Origin of the sequence: Rheinheimera muenzenbergensis (genome assembly GCF_036984005.1) — a bacterium.
Lineage (GTDB): Bacteria > Pseudomonadota > Gammaproteobacteria > Enterobacterales > Alteromonadaceae > Alishewanella > Alishewanella muenzenbergensis.
Genome location: NZ_JALAAR010000014.1, coordinates 18,881 through 35,936, shown reverse-complemented (window position 1 = coordinate 35,936; position 17,056 = coordinate 18,881). Strand labels below are relative to the sequence as shown.

Here is a 17,056-nt window from a genome sequence, read left to right as displayed (position 1 = left end):
TGAACGTCCTTATTAATAAGCGTTTTTGTTAACAAAACCTTTGATCAAGGTGTTTAAGATTATTTTTATATCGAATAACAGCGACCAGTTGCGAATGTAATCCAGATCAAACTTGACCCGCATTTCCATTTTCTCCAGCGTGTCGGTTTCACCACGCCAGCCATTTATCTGAGCCCAGCCGGTAATGCCGGGGCGCATTTTATGGCGCAACATATAAAATGCAACCTGTTTACGATATTCTTCGTTGTGTGCAACAGCATGCGGCCGCGGCCCAACAACCGACATTTCGCCCATTAAGACATTAAAAAACTGTGGCAGCTCGTCCAGAGAAGTGCGGCGTAAAAAGGCACCAACAGGGGTAATGCGGCTATCGTTGCGTGTTGCCTGCACCACCTTACCGCCGTTGTCCATAGTGCGCATAGAGCGGAACTTGTACACGCCAATGCGACGGCCATCCAGACCATAGCGGTCTTGTTTAAACAACACCGGGCCTTTAGACGTCAGTTTTACCGCCAACGCAATACACAGCAGCAACGGAGAAATAGCCACTAACACCGTAAAACTAAACGCAAGATCAAAACTGCGCTTATAAAAATTCTGTATGCCAAAACCCGGCGACTCAAACACACTGATGGTGTCTACATCACCGACATTACCAATGCGGCCGTGCATCAGGTTCTTCATTAAAAAGTCTGGCACCAGTAAAACGTCGACGGTAGTATCGCCCAGCTCAGTTATCATTTGCGCTACGCGCTGCTCAGCCAGCATCGGCAAGCAAATATACAATTTAACCAGTTCACCACTGCGGGCCAGCTCTACAGCCTGGTTAAAACCGCCACACAAATGCGATTGCACGCCTTGTGGCAGACGCTCGACAGCACGATCATCAAAAAAGCCAATACATTCAAAACCCAATTCGGGGTGGTTGGATATTTCCCGGAACAAATTAAACCCGCTGTCAGTGGCGCCAATAATGGCAACCTTTTGCATAGCTAAACCGCGCCGACGCTGCACGGTTTTGACCATTTTGGCGCAACAGCGCCATAACACCAGAGTACAAATAGAACCAACAAACCAGCCCACTAATACAGCGCGCGAAAAGGCTTCCGATTGTTTAAATACAAACAGGGCTGCCAGTACCAGTAAAAACGCCAGCGTGTGTACCAGGGCCAGTAGCGCTAACATGCGGGAAAAGCGGCCAACGCGCCACGAGCGATACAGTTGCACTGACTCAGCCAGATAGGAATAACACACCAGATAAGCACACAGTAGCAGTGCATATTTGCTGTTTAGTGTAACGTCGTACAGCTTAACGCCAACGACAAACACCGCAGCTAATATCAGCAGATCGATCAAACGATAAATAACAGACGAGGCATGCCCCGTATAACGAAAGGTTTGCTTGTTCACTGTGTTAACTCCATTTAACCGGGGTAAAGCGTTACAGCCTCAGCAAAATTGTCCTATACCTACCCCCTGACATCTTAAGCTGAAGTCTGTCAGGTGTTATTTGCTCTCTGGCACTGCGTAGGGTAACGCTGGACATAGCAAAATTGCGCTGTACTTAAAACGCCGACAATTTACCATATTGCCCGTCTAATGCAAGAAAAACAGGCTACAAATAGAAAACAGCAATTTAACCGCAAATTACCTGCACAATTTATGTGCAACAACTCACTAATATGGTGCCTTAATATCTATTTAATGCTGTAACAGTTATTTCTAATTAAAATATATTACCCTTATTTATTAATACCTTATGAGCTAGGCAAAGCACAAAATACATAGTAGTTACATTTAAAGGTTACTTTTTAAACAAATTACAGCATGCCATTATGACATTAAGACGACGATTCGAATATAAATGGGCTAAGTCTACGTTTTGTCCTGCCCAGCCACTGTCAGCCGGTATTGGCCAACAACGCAAATTTATGTCATAAAATCTTACACTTAGAAACAATGCTAATTATATCTTACTGTTATTTATAGCTTTTATTTTTGGCTCGATTATTGCTAAAACATATCAGTTTTATAACATAGGTGATAAATATGAACATTTTTTTAAAGTCTGCTTTATCTGTTGCCGCCCTGTGCTTGAGCTTAAGCAGCCAGGCGGCGTTAATTCAAACTTCGCAAACTGGCGTTGCGCCGGGCGCGGTCAGCTACCTGGCATCAGGTAATGGCGACGTAGGTGGCTTCCCTACGCCGTATTCCACCGGCTCCACCTTGCTGCCACAAAATCTGTTTTCTATGAACGATGATATCCGTATCGCCAGCCGGCTGGATTTAGCCGCGTTGGATCGCACAACCGACAATGGTGACTCTGGCCTGGGTTGGGATGATGGTTTGTTAGAATGGTTTACCGAGTTTTACCACTTCAACACCACGACGAATAGCTGGGATCTTGCTACCTCATGGTATGCCTATATTTCCTGGGACGATGTAGAAAGCCTGCAAACAACCCCGGGCTTAACCGGCATTGATTTCTGGACCGGTGACGTTCGTAGCTTTTTACCTGACAACAGCTGGTTAACGGGTAGCTGGGCTGCGGTGTCCAGTTTTGAAGGCAACAACAACACGGTTACACAGGTACAATTCTCAGTAGTACCAGAACCGGCCAGCCTGGCAGTATTTGGCCTGGCCTTAGCCGGCCTGGGCTTTAGCCGCAGAAAAACGGCCAAGTAGTAAACAATAGTAGCTCTAAAAACAACAGACCCCGCAATGCGGGGCCTGTTGTTTTGCGTCAGAATGTTTTACAGCTTTTAACTATCTGACTTATCACGTTATTAATAAACGGAAATGCCTAAGAGACCTTAGGCACTATATTTATTCCAGCAGCATCCATTTGATCATGACTGTCCGTCATCACGCCAACATAAAGTCAGGGTCTAAAACCCAGTTTTGCCAGTACATCAGAGAATTTACGATACTGATTATTTGATAGCGATATCTGGAAAAAATACATCACAGCCGATTTTGGCGTGAAACCTCCATTAAACAAAGATTTAAAGTAGTAACGAAACCCTGTTAGCTTTTGCCCACGTTGTGAGTACCCTTTAGCGACTGAGCGTCCAAGCACCGCATAGTAGGCTTTTTTGGTGAGCAGCGGTTTGATGGTTTTTAACCAAGATAAGCGTTTAACCGGATCAATCGAGCTGGATAAACGACTTTCACTCCAGGTGTCTTGCCAAATAGCGCCTGGGTTGGGCAACATTGTCAAATCACCTCCTGCCGCTACCAGACGAATTGCAAAATCCATATCGTCACCATAGCCAATAGTGTCATCATACAAAACCTCATTAGCTAATTTTGTCGGGACGACCAGCGTGATAGTTGGTACAAAACCCTGGCTGCAAAATAGATACTCAGAAATGTGTTCTCCAACCTTAGGGCCACGCGTAGGCTTTACGAATTCGAGGTTATTGCCCCTATCTACAACAACCTGAGTGTAAACAACGGTGTGTTCACTTCCGTCCAGCACTGACATCGCCTGCTCAAGGTGATGAGGTAAAAACACATCGTCAGAATCCAGAAATGCGATGTAACTGCCAGACGCAGACTTGATGCCGGTATTTCTGGCTTTTGTGGCACCGCCATTTTCCTGCTTTATATAACGCAAACGAGGTTCGTCTTTAGATATTTCAGCAATAACTTGTTCAGTTCCATCTGAAGATCCATCATCAATCACAATAACTTCGAATCGTTGTTCCGTTTGTTTCTGAACAGAAGATATTGCTCTGTGTATACAATGCGCCCGGTTATAGGCTGGTATTACAACACTAAACAACGGTTGTGGCATCTTTACGAATCCTTGTCGTTGACTCAAAAATTACAAAAATCATCACGTGATGCCGGTAATTCCAGTAAAGCGTCTACGACTGGTTTGGCATTTAAAGCGCGATCGAATAGAAGTGGATAGTCTGTACGTCCTTCTATAGGCCAGTTATTACGCCAACTTCGGGAATCAGTTAACCCCCAAAATGTAACCCTACTAACAGCACTTTGATGTTTCAAAAATACACAAAACAAATCTCGGTAGCGGCTAGTAAGTTGTTGCTGAATCTCATCAGGAAGCTGATTTGGGTATGGGTTTAATTCGATCAAACGTTCTGCACTGATAACAGCATCTTCACCTCGCTCCTCCACGCCAGGAAACGGCAGCACTGACACATCTAACTCTGTAATCATTACCTTAACGCCCAACTTTGCAAAACGCGCTATGGTTTTATCAAGCTTGTTTAAATCTGGATAGGTCAAACTGTAATGGCCTTGTATACCCACTGCATGAATAGGTATTCCTTTTTTCTTTAGCCGTTTGACTAATGCAACCACCGCAGCTTGCTTTTTCGGATTTACCAGCCCGTAATCGTTGTAATACAGCTCTGCATTTGGGTCGGCTTGATGAGCAAATTCAAAGGCTTTTTCGATATAGTCTTCACCGATTATCTCCAACCAGGGGCTGTTACGAAAAGATCCATCGTAGTTGAAGGCCTCATTAACCACATCCCAACCCAGCACTTGCCCGCGATATCTGCCGACATAGGTATTTATATGCTGCTGCAGTTTAAGCAACAATTGATCGCGTTTTAGCTTTTGTCCCATTCTGTCACAGAAGAGCCACTCTGGAAGAGCCTTGTGCCAAACGAGCGTATGGCCAACCACGAAATGGCCACTTTTTTTCACAAAACCAAATAACTGATCTGTCCAAGCAAAATTGTAAACTCCTGACTCGGGTAAGATACTCGTCATTTTCATGCCGAACTCTGCTGTAACTGTATTGAATTCGTTGTTAGCGATAGTTGTAATGCTGGAGTTAGTTAAATCTTTGTTTGCCAGTGCAACGCCTATTAAAAATTCGTTTTTGTAAGCATCTTTAAGTGACATAGCACTTATCCCGGATGCAAACACAAAAAAAACCAGCAAGATAGCTTTAATAAGTACCTTAAAAACAAAACTCACTTACAGCATGCTCCTTTCGTTTTTCAGATACAGACAAAAGTGCATTATTAAAATAATAAGCCAACGCCCATCAGCTGCGTTGAGATAATCCGCTTCTAATAGATTGTGCAGAACAAAAAACAAAAATGTAGTGAAGTATAAAAATATAAACCGGGAGTCATAAAAAGCATTCGAGATGCCTTTTAAAAATGGGGTAATCACAAGTGCAACAATACACAATAAAAATCCAACAAAACCTGTTGCTGCAAAGATTTCAAGATAGCCATTATGTGCGTGAGTCAACGTAAATACCCAATCCACCCAGCCGGTCGCATAGTCAACCAACCTCATGTCTTCACCCACACTCCAGACAGAGCCAAAACCGATACCAAACCAAAAATGATCCTGAATCAGGAGATAGACCATGTTCCAAATAGTTGCCCTGCCAGTAAAGGCTTCAGGGTTATCAAAAAGTGCAATAAAGAACTCTAGGAGTGTAGGGATCAGAACTATAAAGGCCGTTAGACATACAAAAAACATAACGGTGACTGCGCGTTTTAACCCCTCATGGAGCGTGAGCTTATACATACAAAAACCAAAAGCCAAGCACGGCACAAGTAGCGCCATACTCGTCTTAGACTTTGTAAAAAACAAAAAAATCAACGACAAAATCACCATGACTAACCAGCCATACCGCTTAGTTCGCTGAAAATTAAAGAGAAAAAGAGCAATTGCAAATACAAGAGCTGGTCCGGCATGATTTTTATGAATAAAAATTCCTTTCCAGTTACCAACCAATTCTGAATCTAACAACTCTGCCCCGGTGTGAACTGCACCGGAAATAAAAAAAACAGAGATAACACTGACAACTATCATGCCCGCTAAAACTTTGGAAATGCTGGATATAACCTGATCAAAACTAAGAGTATTAATAAGCATAAATACTGTTGCAGTAGTAATAAATAACAGACTAACTCGTCGAAGTGAAATTGAAGGATGATCAGCCCAAAACACAGACAATAAACACCAACCAAGCAGTAACCATAGTGATAGACATTTTTTAAAATCATTTGGGTTTATTCTGCTTTTGTAGCAGACAAAACTTACAGCAAAAAACACCAGGTAAACAACTTGTCTCAATAAACTTGATCCCCCCATTTCATCTAACGCTTTGTTAGAATCGTCCATGACTGCAATCGGGGATAAGCCGATAAAAGCAAACGCAAACATTAAAGCCAACGTTATGCTGGCAATATTTTTGTTGTCAAAAGCCGGAATTGTAAGCAACATTTAAACTATAACCCTACACTATCTAACTACCGTGAATATTGCTGTAAACCTGTTTTTGGGCTCCCGAAAAAGCACTGATTTTCCCCATCTGCCTTGCAAGTTTTAACCGAGCTTTCATTCTTTTGTGAGGAATAGCAGCCAATAACACCATAGATAATGCTGACACTACTGTGGCAGCTAAGAGTTTAACTAATTCTTTTAACCAAACTAGCACCGATGGATTGCCTTTACCGATAATACGCATATCACCGGCACCTATCCGAAAGGCCCGCTCAATAGCCCATTTTTTCGTCAGACGTGAGGCGCCAAAAATTTCATGGGCCTGAGCTTCGTGCGCAAATGCAAAGGTAGCACCGCGCCGTTTAATACGGGTAAAAAACTCTTTGTCACCGCCACCTACCAACGAATAAAATGGATCAAACCGCTCTTCAGGATAAGCATCGACAATATGACGGCTAAGCAATACGTTTGTAGTGCCATCTATCAGCTCAACAGTGCCGGAATAATTAGAGTCAGACTGGTAGTATATATGCAGCCCTTTAGCCCAGACTGGCGCTGGTACTTCAAACTCTGGTGCAACACTGCCACCTACTACATCAGCATTAGTTTGCTGCTGAATTTTTACTAAAGATGCAATCCACTGCGGTTCAACCCACTCATCATCGTCAATCATCGCCAACAAATTAGCTTTCATATTGTCGAACGCCTCGTGCATTAAAGCATTGCGTACTTGCGAAATACCGCGCTCATTTACTGCTATGCCTTTTAACGGCAGCGGATACCCTTCCGCTAATATCTGCTGCACGGTTACTAAACCAATGCCACTATCGCCCTCGTTATCGGCAACCAGCACCGTAATATCAAAATCTGCAACTTGTTTTGCAACAGACTCCAGCAGGCGCCGGACGCCCTGCGGGCGTTTAAAAGTAGGTATACCAATAACAACATTTAAATTTTTCATATTAAAGCTTTACCCTACGATAGAGTCTGAACAACAGACAAAGCGCAAATAGCTCGCCAAGCAATATACCCAGCAGAGAAAATGATGGCGCAAAAACAAGCAGTGAGACATAAACCAGTGGAATAGTTAACAGCGATGATTTTACCGTCACCAAACTCAAATCTTTGAACTTATCAGCTGCTTGCAAAAAAACGCTAAACGGACTGCTGACAGAGCGGCTAAGCCGTATCAGTGATATAAATATTGCAGCGTAAATTAATGCCGGCTGCGATAGTGCATCTTTCCAATAAATATTAATAAAAAATATAAGTACTACTGCTGCAGCAAGGCTATTAAGCAGCCAAAAAACCATGTTTATAACGCGAAAACGGCTTAAAGATGCTTTTGCTTCTTCAAACTGATTCTCAACAAGCATAGACCTAAGTCTTGGCCGCTCTATCTGTGTCAAGCTATTTAGCACCACCATAACCGGCCGGAACAACAACGCGGCGGCGGCTATAGGTGCAAATCCTGCAGGGCCGAACAATATTGTCACTAAATAAGAATGAGAATTTAGCGTCCCTTCTGTGGATATCACCCCAACAAGGGCATGCTTACCCTGCCGCTGAAATCCCTGAACAAAACCCTTTAAGTTTGCCTTAAAAGCTCTGACAAATTGCAATTTAGCGTAATCAGCTCCTAAGGCTGGCAATGCCAGTACGGCTGCGGCTGCAGTAATTAGACCAAAACTAAACAGGCTGACATTGCTTGTAAGATATAGCGTTACGGCAGCTGTCAGGCTAACCAAACTGTATAAAGCATCCGAGGTTACGACTTTACTGTGTTGATGGTTATTGTTGCAGTAAGCCCGGGCAAACCAGCGCAAGGTAGTCGTAAAAGCACTGATGGCATACACCAGAGCTATATCAATTGAATTAACAAAAGACAGCACAATAACTGCTTGTACAGCAGCAAAAAGAAAGCTGAGCAATAAATTGGCAAGCATAAAGCTGCGAATGCTTTGCGCGGCCTGTGGCGTATTTTCGCTTAAAGCAATTAATACAGGGGAGCCTAGCAACGCATTTGATATACCGTTAGCAAGTGCTTGAGTGACCAGTAAAAATGCAAATAAACCATATTCTTCCGCGCTACCCTTTTGCATAAGGCAAAGCGCCAGCACCAAGCTGGTTAACGCCATTCCTGCAGAGCCACCAATGGCGGCCACAGCACGTTTAAATGGAAGCTTATCCGACATTTAAGCTGGTGTTCTCTTCGCTAAACCGTGCTTTATCACGCAATAAATGGCATGTGGGTTGGTTAGTAAATAGCGCACGAACAACTTGCGCGGGTCGTTCGCCATGCGAAATAACCATTCTAAGCCGGCGTTTTGCATCCACATAGGCGCGCGCGGGTATTCACCGGTGATGTAGTTGTAACAACCACCACAGGAAATAATGACCGGCACCTTTAAACGGTGTTTATTGCGAATGCAGAAAATTTGCTCTTTTGGCTTACCCAGCCCTACCCACAATACGTCTGGCTTAGCGGCGTTAATAGCGTCACAAATAGCGGTTTCGTCATCATCAGTGAAGTAGCCGTGCTGATGGCCCACAACATCGAAATTAGCATAGGTTTGTGCCAGAATTTCTCCGGCTTTAGACACCGAGGTTTCTTTGCCACCCAATAAAAAATGCTTCAGGGTTGGCTGATAAAAATTCGGAATATCGTGAATCATATCTGTCGTCGCTGTACGCTCTGGCACCACATTGGTTTTGTTGAACCAGCGCGAAAAGCTCACTACACTTTGGCCATCGGCATGCACTAAATCGGCCTGGTCCATTTGCTCACGGGCTTCTTTATCCGAGTTATAAATAGAAATAGCGTGACCATTGTTGCTAAAAATAACAAACGGCGACTGTTTTTCTACATAATTTTCACAAATTTGCCCAACCAAAACAGCAAGCTGCTTTCTGCCGACACAAGCCGTAGCAATACCACCTACACTAACATTATCAAATTCTGGCTTATGCACTTCAGCATCCTTATCAAATTAAACTAATAATTAAAACAATATTATCTGGTAGCTTTTTTCCAATAGTTTCCCCAAACACGATCCTGTTCTCTTTTGGAAAAACGTTCAAAACCGGTACCGTGCGCAAAGGTTAATTCACCAAAGTAAATTACCCCTTCAACATTGTAAAAATCCACTCTAACGTAATCAAAATCATTAGCTGCTTTTAATGCTAAATCGAACATAAGTTCTAAATTTTCAATATTTGGCAAACTGCGGTACAAATTTTTGTGTTTTAGTCCAAAATCGAGAACAACCCCATCTCTGCTGTAGAATGTTCTATTGTGGCCATTAAATCGGTCATAATCTATTTGCAGAATAATTTCAGCACCATCATGGCAGTTAAAAACATGAAATTTATAGTCTTCAGGCTGAGAACCATCCGCTTTTTTTAAAAGCTTCTCTACAATAATTTTAGCATCTATCTTGCTATACCAAGGTTCATCAGCTCTTCGCCCAAAATCAAACAATAAGCTCTTATTTACTTTACGTGCAATACCCACATAATCTGCGCTGCTATCTTTAATAATGAAAACATTCCCTGAATCATGTGTAGCTTTCACAATGATATCTTTACCAAAAGCTTTCAGCTGCTCTGCAGTAACTGAATCGCCTTTGTAAACAAGTGGAATTAAATATTCAGACCCAATCTTATCTGCTATATAGTCACGAACGGCCAGCTTATCCGCACAAATATTGAACAACTCATTATTTGCATTTATTTTTCTGTGGTTGATTCTTTCATTAAAAGTTATCGGGTTATTTAAATCCGGCCAATAACCTAACCGCAAAAAAAACTTAATTTTTATTCTTAAACTTTGCGGCAAAAACAAAAGCAGATGATTAATATAATTTTTAATCATTGGTATAACCTTTATACCACTCGACAAACTGCGCTATGCCCTCGGCTAATGCCGTTTTAGGTGTAAAACCACTTACTGCGCTAAGGCTGCTTACATCGGCATAGGTTTGATACACATCGCCATCCTGCATTGGCAGGTACTGCTTTTGCGCAACGTTGCCCAGAGCCTGTTCGATGGTACTGATAAAGCTTTCCAACTTAACCGGCTGATTATTACCTATATTGTACAGCTTGTAGGGCACGCCCTGCGCGGCGTTTGGCAGCACATCTTGTATGCGCACTATGCCCTCTACAATATCGTCGATATAGGTAAAGTCGCGCATTAAATCGCCGTTGTTAAACACCTTAATTGGCCTGCCCTGGCTTATCGCCTCGGTAAACAACCAGGGTGCCATGTCGGGCCGGCCCCAAGGGCCGTAAACGGTGAAAAAGCGCAAACCGGTAGTTGGCAACTGATATAAATGGCTATAGGTGTGCGCCATTAACTCATTGGATTTTTTAGTGGCCGCGTACAGCGAAATGGGCGTGTCTACACTGTCGGTTTCGCTAAACGGCACCTTTTGCTGGTTGCCATAAACCGAACTGGAGCTGGCATACACCAAATGCTCAACCTTATTGTGCCGGCAGCCCTCTAAAATGGTCATGGTGCCAACCAGGTTGGAGTCGACGTAGGCCATGGGGTTTTCGATACTGTAGCGCACCCCGGCCTGGGCACCGAGGTGAATAACCCGCTGAAATTGCTCGCTGGCAAACAGCTGCGCCATCGCTTCGCGGTTGGCTAAATCCAGTTTAATAAAACGAAAATTGGTAAAAGGTGCCAACTGGGCTAAACGGGCTTGCTTTAGCGCCGGATCGTAATAATCGTTCAGGTTATCAATACCCACTACGTCATGGCCTTGCTCAAGTAAGGCTTTGGCGGTGTGCATACCAATGAAACCAGCAGCGCCTGTTACTAAGTATTTCATAGTATTAGTTAACCTTTTTTACGCTTTCGCCGCGGCCGATGGCGTAGTAAACAAAGCCTTTTTTGCTTAACCGAGCCGGGTCAAACATATTGCGGCCATCAAAAATAACGGCGTTTTTCAGCTGCTGCTTAATCAGGTCAAAATCAGGCGCTCTAAACTGCTGCCACTCGGTACAAATAATTAAGGCATCGGCATTTTTTAGCGCGGCCTCTTTGGTGCCTACCAGCACCAATTCGTCGCTTACGCCAAAGATACGCTGGGTTTCTTCCATCGCTTCCGGATCGTAGGCTTTAACCGTGGCACCGGCGGCTATCAACTCGGTAATCAGGGTACGGCTGCTGGCTTCACGCATGTCGTCGGTATTAGGCTTAAAGCTTAAGCCCCATAGTGCGAAGGTTTTGCCTGCCAGTTCAGCACCAAAATGCTGCTTTACCAGACCAGGCAATTTGAATTTTTGCCGGTTGTTTACTTCTTCAACCGCCTGCAGAATTTTCGGCTGGTAATGTTCGCCCTCAGCGGTACGGATCAGCGCTTGCACATCTTTAGGGAAACAGCTACCGCCATAACCACAACCCGGATAGATAAAGTGATAGCCGATACGTGGATCAGAACCTATGCCTTTGCGCACGTTTTCTATGTCGGCACCGAGAATTTCGGCCAAATTGGCCATTTCATTCATAAAGCTGATTTTGGTCGCCAGCATACAGTTAGCGGCATACTTGGTAAGCTCGGCGCTGCGCACATCCATAAACACCATTTTGTCGTGGTTACGGTTAAAGGGCTCGTACAGCTCGCGCATCAGATCAATCGGGTTGTTGTTATAAGTGCCAACGATGATGCGGTCCGGACGCATACAGTCGTTTACCGCTGCGCCTTCTTTTAAAAACTCAGGGTTAGACACCACATCAAATTCAACAGTTTTATTCAGGCTGGCCTGAGTCTGTTGTACCTTGGCGGTGACTTTATCGGCAGTACCAACCGGCACCGTTGATTTGGTAATAATAACTTTAGGCTCGCTCATAAAGCGGGCGATGGTTTCAGCTACCGCCAGTACATATTTTAAATCGGCACTGCCGTCTTCATCAGGTGGGGTACCGACGGCAATAAACTGCACTTCACCATGTGCTACGGCATCTTGGGCATCGGTAGTAAATTGCAGATTGCCATTAGCATAATGCTGCTCTACCAGCGGCGTTAAGCCCGGCTCATATATTGGAATAATACCTTTTTTCAGGTTATCTACTTTCTTTTGGTCTACATCGACGCACATTACCTGATGGCCTACTTCGGCTAACACTGCCGCCTGCACCAAGCCTACATAACCAATGCCAAATACTGTTACTTTCACGACGCGTCTTCCTTAAAAATTACTGTGTCAGCATGCAAAATGCGGCATTTACCTGCGCTTAACGGCAAAGCCTCACTCGCTGCTTATTTAAAACCGGATGGCTATATTACGACTGTGCAACCGCTAACTCCAGCTCAACCTTTTTTAGCGGCTCGCTGATAAGCTTATGCATATGGGCCCTTAACGGTGCGCCCAGTGTCGGGTGGTGCAGGCCGTATTCCATATTGGCTTGCAGCAGCCCCAGCTTGGTGCCGCAATCGTGGCTTTTACCCACTATGCGAAAGGCTTCGAGTTGCTCTAATAAACGCAGTTGATGTAAAGCATCGGTAAGCTGAATTTCATCACCGGCGCCTGGCGGAGTATACTCCAGTAAATCCCAGGTGGCAGCAGATAACACATAACGGCCGGTAATGGCGTAGTTACTGGGTGCATCTTCTAAGGCGGGTTTTTCCACCATATCATGAATTTTTGCCGTGCAACCTGCACCTAAATCAGTGCCGTTTAAATCCACCACGCCGTATTGGTTAACCATGTCATGTGGTACCGGCTCTACCATTATCTGGCTGGCGCTGTTGTGGTTAAAGCGCGCGATCATAGCGGCCAGATTGTCTTTCTTCAGGTTGCACTGGTATTGATCTATTAATACGTCTGGCAGCAATACGGCAAAGGGATTGTCACCAACCACAGGGCGGGCGCATAAAATGGCATGGCCCAGCCCCAGTGCTACAGGCTGACGCACCGATATAATAGTGACATTTTTCGGCACTATGGCACGCACTTCTTCTAACAGCTGCCGTTTTACCCGCTTTTCCAGCGTAGCTTCCAGCTCAAAGCTGGTATCAAAGTGGTTTTCTATGCTGTTTTTTGATGAGTGCGTTACCAGTACAATTTCAGTAATGCCTGCGGCAACGGCTTCTTGCACCACATATTGGATAAGCGGTCTGTCAACAACCGGCAACATTTCTTTTGCCATCGCCTTGGTAGCTGGCAACATACGGGTACCCAAACCTGCTACCGGGATAACAGCTTTAGTAATGCGATTAGGTAAACCTGTAGATAACGAAGATGACATAGAAACGTCCTTAAAAGCTAAATATCCAATCAATCATTTAAAACACAATAAAAATACATTTTTGCAACATTATCAGGTGAAGCCAGAATTCAGCATCTTATAATTAATTCAGAGGTAAAATAGCAAAACAACGAGGAAATACCTGAAGCGGTAAGGCGTTCATCCATGGCACCGGGTGCTGCATCCTGTCAAGCGTTGCAATTTTACGTCCAGAAAATAGAATGTCAAAGCTAATTTAACTGTGCTTTGTGACATTTTGCTGACGTTTGCCGCTTGCAAATTGCGCTGCGAAGGCGCAACAGCTATAGTCAGGCAAGATAAGTGATTGATTACCAATGGCTGTTATATATTGCGCCTAAGCTACAGTTTGACGTTACCAAGATTAAATTTTAATGTTGCGCTTTATTTACCAAGGCGTACATTTGCCTGTTTGCTGTTTTTTTGCGCTGCACTGTGCAGTATGGCGGTGTTTACCCGCACCGAGCCCTTTAGTCTTAGCCCGCAACTTTTACAAACTACCCTGGCTGAATATGGCGAAAATGCACTTAACCGGCTGCAGCTTTGGCAACAGTTGATTAATGATGGCCGCGGCAGCAGCGATTGGCAAAAGCTACACAAAGCCAACGACTTTGCTAACCGTCAGGTTAGCTACAAAAATGACATGGGTCACTGGGGCAAAAGTGACTACTGGGCCACACCATTACAAAGTCTGCAATCGGCAGCCGGTGATTGCGAAGACTATGTCATTTTAAAATATTTTACCCTGCGCGCTATGGGTGTAGACGAAACCAAATTACGGCTGATGTATGTGCGGGCGCTGAACTGGGATGAGCCACACATGGTGCTGACCTACACCGAAAAACCAGGCCAGTATCCGCTGGTATTGGACAATATTAACCCCACTATTATGCCGGCTAATAAACGCACCGATCTGCGGCCGGTATATGCCTTTAATGCCAGCGGAGTATGGATGGCAAAAGCGCAGGGGTTAGGGACAAAAGTGGAAAACAGTCCCGGTGTATCACAATGGAAACAGTTGCTCGAACGTATAGAACATGATAAATAGGCAGCCAGGTATTACAAGGACGTTATAAGCGTGTTTAAGAACGGAATTTCTTTACGATCGCAGTTTTATGCGCTGATCATCTGCATGACTTTTTTTGCTTTCGCCGCCAGCCTGCTAAACAGCACTTATGCCATGCGCGATTATTTGGATCAACAACTGGCCTCACATGCCCGTGACGCGGCGCATAACCTGGGGCTGGCTATCAGCGCCAGCGATGCCAACGATTTGGTACTGGTACATACGCTGGCCAGCAGTTTGTTTGATTCTGGCTATTACCAGCAAATCCGCTTTATTAACAACGAGCAACAAGAACTGCTTAACCTGCAGCATCAGCAACAAGCCGATGTGCCGCTATGGTTTGCCAATCGTTTTGCACTGAATGCGCCACTGATGCAAAGCGAGATTGGCGATGGCTGGATAAACCTGGGGCAGTTAACTGTGCAATCGCACACCGGCCTGGCTCAGCAGGCACTGTGGCAGCAAACTAAAAGCAATGCCTTGTCAGCGTTGTTGTTATTTTTACTGGCAGCGCTGAGCATCCATTTTATTTTACGGGCGCTACTAAAACCGCTTTACCATATTGCCGAACAGGCAAAGGCCGTCACGCGCAAAGAGTTCCGCCAGAACGAGCACCGCACTAACACCCGTGAACTACGCACTGTTATGTCCGCTTTAAATGTGATGGTACGTAATATTGGCCAGGTGTTTAACGAACAAAACCAGCAAGCAGAGCTTCTGCTACAAGAAGCTTATCTTGATCCCCTTACCGCAGTGCCTAACCGCCGCGCCATGCAGCAACGATTAGCCGCGTTGCGTGACGACGCCAGACAAGCCCACAATGATTTGTATGTAGCAATGATCACGTTGAACTCATTGTCACAGGTAAATACCGAGCTCGGCTTTAACAGCGGTGACGACTATGTGAAACAGGCTGCACAGTTGTTGCAGCAACTGCACCCTCAGCTTGAGACTTACCGCGTTTCAGGCTCTGAGTTTATCTTACTTGGCACTTTAACCAAACAACAGGCAACCGATGCCGATCTGCAGTTGCAGCAACTGTTGCAAAACCATGACAGTGCCCGTTACGACAATGGTTTTGCCAGTGCCGTTAGCTTGTTAGTCGCACCTGACGAAGCCTTTGATAAAATGATGGCCCGGCTTGATAGCCTGCAAACTCAGGATACGCTGTTTATGCTAAACAGCTGGCATATCGATGCCAAAACCACCGAAGTGGCGGCAATTGGCCGCGAGCAGTGGCAAGCGTTGTTACAGCGCCTGTTAAGCAGCGGCCAAACCAGCAAACATATACAACTGTTATTGTTACCAGTTGTCGATAACAACGGCCAGTTGTTGTACGCCGAAGCCTTATTACGCTTTGTGGTCGATCAGCAACAACTGTCGACACTGGAAGTGCTGGCCATGGCGCAAAAACTTGGCTTGGCAGATGAACTGGAGCGACAAATGCTGCAGTTTAGCCTCGATAACCTACGGCAACTGCAAGGCGGCGCTGTAGCCCTGAATATCAGTTCAGCCGTTTTACAAAGCAGCGTCCTTAGCAACTGGTTGTTGCAACAATTGGATCAGCAGGCAGACCAACTGCCAGCCTTGCTGGTCGAAATTGCAGAAAGCAGCCTGCTGCAATTACCAGAGCAATGCGCCCGGCTTATCACTGAGCTTAAAAAACGTAACATAAGTGTAGTAATTGAACGCTTCGGTGCAAATTTAACCTCTTTACGCCATATTCAGAACTTAGACATTGATTATGTTAAACTTGATGCCAGTTTTTCAGCAGCGCCGGATCTTGACAATAACCGGTTTGTTATCAGCACCTTGACACAAATATGCCATAGTGTAGGCATTAAAGTGTTAACAACTCACCTTGAAAGTAAAAATTTCATAAACAAACTTAAGCTATTGAATATAGATGGATTTCAAGGCTTCGCTGTCAACGAAATAACAAATTTTACCCTTTTAAGCAAAAAAGAAGATGCCAGCAAAAACAAAATCCCCTATACTCTTACCCAATTACTTAACCCCAATGGAGATACCTATGATGCTTCGTAAAGCTCTGGTGCTGGGTACCGCGTGCACTATGTTATTGTGCTCAGGCGCAGTATTTGCACAGGAACCTGCACAATTTAATGCTACTAATTTAACAACACAACTTGCCGCTGCTCCAGAAACAGCTAACCAGTTGATTGCCGATGCTATCGCGGCCGCCAACGGTGATAAGGCGACTATCGACGCTATTTTAAAGACAGCTGCAGAAGCAGGCATTGACGCTGATACTATTTTGACCGCTGCAGTAGGCGCAGGTGTTGATCCGACACAAGTTGCTCAGGTTGTTGCTGACACGCAAACTGCTGCCGGCCAAACTGCCGGCTTTCAGGTTACTGGCTCAACGACTTCCGTTTCTCTGCCAGCGCCTGGCGCACCGGGCTTCGGCGGCGGCGGCGGTGGCGGCGGCGGTACCGTATCTGGTAACTAAGCAGCACATCACTGTT

General features: G+C 44.9%; 15 protein-coding genes. 4 read left to right on the top strand and 11 right to left on the bottom strand.

Annotated elements, in window-relative coordinates; translation table 11 throughout:
• Positions 1-12: 12 nt before the first annotated feature.
• Positions 13-1,410, bottom strand: a complete 1,398-nt coding sequence (locus MN202_RS15290; protein WP_335737006.1) for an undecaprenyl-phosphate glucose phosphotransferase — start codon at positions 1,408-1,410, stop codon at positions 13-15.
• A gap of 639 nt (positions 1,411-2,049) precedes the next feature.
• On the opposite strand from MN202_RS15290, the gene MN202_RS15285 reads away from it, so the two are divergent.
• Positions 2,050-2,685, top strand: coding sequence for a PEP-CTERM sorting domain-containing protein (locus MN202_RS15285; protein WP_335737005.1), 636 nt, complete (start codon positions 2,050-2,052; stop codon positions 2,683-2,685).
• Between the two features lie 196 nt (positions 2,686-2,881).
• On the opposite strand, the gene MN202_RS15280 is transcribed toward MN202_RS15285, so the two are convergent.
• The 10 genes from MN202_RS15280 to galU all read right to left on the bottom strand — a co-directional run bounded on the left by MN202_RS15280 (position 2,882) and on the right by galU (position 13,486).
• A complete protein-coding gene (locus MN202_RS15280) occupies positions 2,882-3,799 on the bottom strand; it encodes a glycosyltransferase family 2 protein (RefSeq protein WP_335737004.1) in 918 nt (305 codons plus the stop codon).
• A gap of 23 nt (positions 3,800-3,822) precedes the next feature.
• Positions 3,823-4,959: an endo-1,4-beta-xylanase gene (locus tag MN202_RS15275; protein WP_335737003.1), complete on the bottom strand. Its 1,137-nt coding sequence runs from the start codon at positions 4,957-4,959 to the stop codon at positions 3,823-3,825.
• Entirely contained in the window at positions 4,960-6,228 is a 1,269-nt protein-coding gene (locus MN202_RS15270; protein WP_335737002.1) for an O-antigen ligase family protein, read from the bottom strand. It lies immediately after the preceding gene.
• A 22-nt stretch (positions 6,229-6,250) separates the two neighbouring features.
• On the bottom strand, positions 6,251-7,189 hold the full coding sequence (locus MN202_RS15265) for a glycosyltransferase family 2 protein (RefSeq protein ID WP_335737001.1): 939 nt from the start codon (positions 7,187-7,189) through the stop codon (positions 6,251-6,253).
• Position 7,190: 1 nt separating this feature from the next.
• Positions 7,191-8,351, bottom strand: a complete 1,161-nt coding sequence (locus tag MN202_RS15260; protein ID WP_335737000.1) for a polysaccharide biosynthesis protein — start codon at positions 8,349-8,351, stop codon at positions 7,191-7,193.
• 72 nt (positions 8,352-8,423) lie between these two features.
• Positions 8,424-9,200: a WecB/TagA/CpsF family glycosyltransferase gene (locus tag MN202_RS15255; RefSeq protein ID WP_335736999.1), complete on the bottom strand. Its 777-nt coding sequence runs from the start codon at positions 9,198-9,200 to the stop codon at positions 8,424-8,426.
• A 41-nt stretch (positions 9,201-9,241) separates the two neighbouring features.
• On the bottom strand, positions 9,242-10,102 hold the full coding sequence (locus tag MN202_RS15250; protein ID WP_335736998.1) for an ATP-grasp fold amidoligase family protein: 861 nt from the start codon (positions 10,100-10,102) through the stop codon (positions 9,242-9,244).
• The gene (locus MN202_RS15245) at positions 10,095-11,066 is read right to left on the bottom strand and encodes an NAD-dependent epimerase (RefSeq protein WP_335736997.1); all 972 of its coding nucleotides are present in this window, start codon (positions 11,064-11,066) and stop codon (positions 10,095-10,097) included. Before MN202_RS15245 ends, MN202_RS15250 begins: the two co-directional genes overlap by 8 nt.
• Before the next feature lie 4 nt (positions 11,067-11,070).
• Positions 11,071-12,414: a UDP-glucose dehydrogenase family protein gene (locus MN202_RS15240; protein ID WP_335736996.1), complete on the bottom strand. Its 1,344-nt coding sequence runs from the start codon at positions 12,412-12,414 to the stop codon at positions 11,071-11,073.
• A 106-nt stretch (positions 12,415-12,520) separates the two neighbouring features.
• Complete coding sequence (gene galU, locus MN202_RS15235; protein WP_335736995.1) at positions 12,521-13,486, bottom strand: UTP--glucose-1-phosphate uridylyltransferase GalU; 966 nt, start codon at positions 13,484-13,486, stop codon at positions 12,521-12,523.
• 460 nt (positions 13,487-13,946) lie between these two features.
• Here galU and MN202_RS15230 point away from each other — a divergent pair, with 460 nt between their 5' ends.
• From MN202_RS15230 to MN202_RS15220, 3 genes are all read left to right on the top strand, one after another.
• Positions 13,947-14,552 carry a transglutaminase-like cysteine peptidase gene (locus MN202_RS15230; RefSeq protein WP_335736994.1) on the top strand — a complete coding sequence of 202 codons (606 nt, stop codon included), beginning with the start codon at positions 13,947-13,949 and terminating at the stop codon, positions 14,550-14,552.
• Between the two features lie 84 nt (positions 14,553-14,636).
• On the top strand, positions 14,637-16,616 hold the full coding sequence (locus MN202_RS15225) for an EAL domain-containing protein (RefSeq protein ID WP_335736993.1): 1,980 nt from the start codon (positions 14,637-14,639) through the stop codon (positions 16,614-16,616).
• Positions 16,603-17,040: a hypothetical protein gene (locus MN202_RS15220; protein WP_335736992.1), complete on the top strand. Its 438-nt coding sequence runs from the start codon at positions 16,603-16,605 to the stop codon at positions 17,038-17,040. Before MN202_RS15225 ends, MN202_RS15220 begins: the two co-directional genes overlap by 14 nt.
• The last annotated feature ends 16 nt before the right edge of the window (positions 17,041-17,056 follow it).

Excerpts from the sequence above, each read along its gene's own strand:
- MN202_RS15230 (WP_335736994.1), top strand. The coding sequence starts at position 13,947 with ATGGCGGTGTTTACCCGCACCGAGCCCTTTAGTCTTAGCCCGCAACTT.
- MN202_RS15265 (WP_335737001.1), bottom strand. The coding sequence starts at position 7,189 with ATGAAAAATTTAAATGTTGTTATTGGTATACCTACTTTTAAACGCCCG.
- galU (WP_335736995.1), bottom strand. The coding sequence starts at position 13,486 with ATGTCATCTTCGTTATCTACAGGTTTACCTAATCGCATTACTAAAGCT.
- MN202_RS15270 (WP_335737002.1), bottom strand. The coding sequence starts at position 6,228 with ATGTTGCTTACAATTCCGGCTTTTGACAACAAAAATATTGCCAGCATA.
- MN202_RS15225 (WP_335736993.1), top strand. The coding sequence starts at position 14,637 with ATGACTTTTTTTGCTTTCGCCGCCAGCCTGCTAAACAGCACTTATGCC.
- MN202_RS15285 (WP_335737005.1), top strand. The coding sequence starts at position 2,050 with ATGAACATTTTTTTAAAGTCTGCTTTATCTGTTGCCGCCCTGTGCTTG.
- MN202_RS15280 (WP_335737004.1), bottom strand. The coding sequence starts at position 3,799 with ATGCCACAACCGTTGTTTAGTGTTGTAATACCAGCCTATAACCGGGCG.
- MN202_RS15245 (WP_335736997.1), bottom strand. The coding sequence starts at position 11,066 with ATGAAATACTTAGTAACAGGCGCTGCTGGTTTCATTGGTATGCACACC.
- MN202_RS15250 (WP_335736998.1), bottom strand. The coding sequence starts at position 10,102 with ATGATTAAAAATTATATTAATCATCTGCTTTTGTTTTTGCCGCAAAGT.
- MN202_RS15220 (WP_335736992.1), top strand. The coding sequence starts at position 16,603 with ATGATGCTTCGTAAAGCTCTGGTGCTGGGTACCGCGTGCACTATGTTA.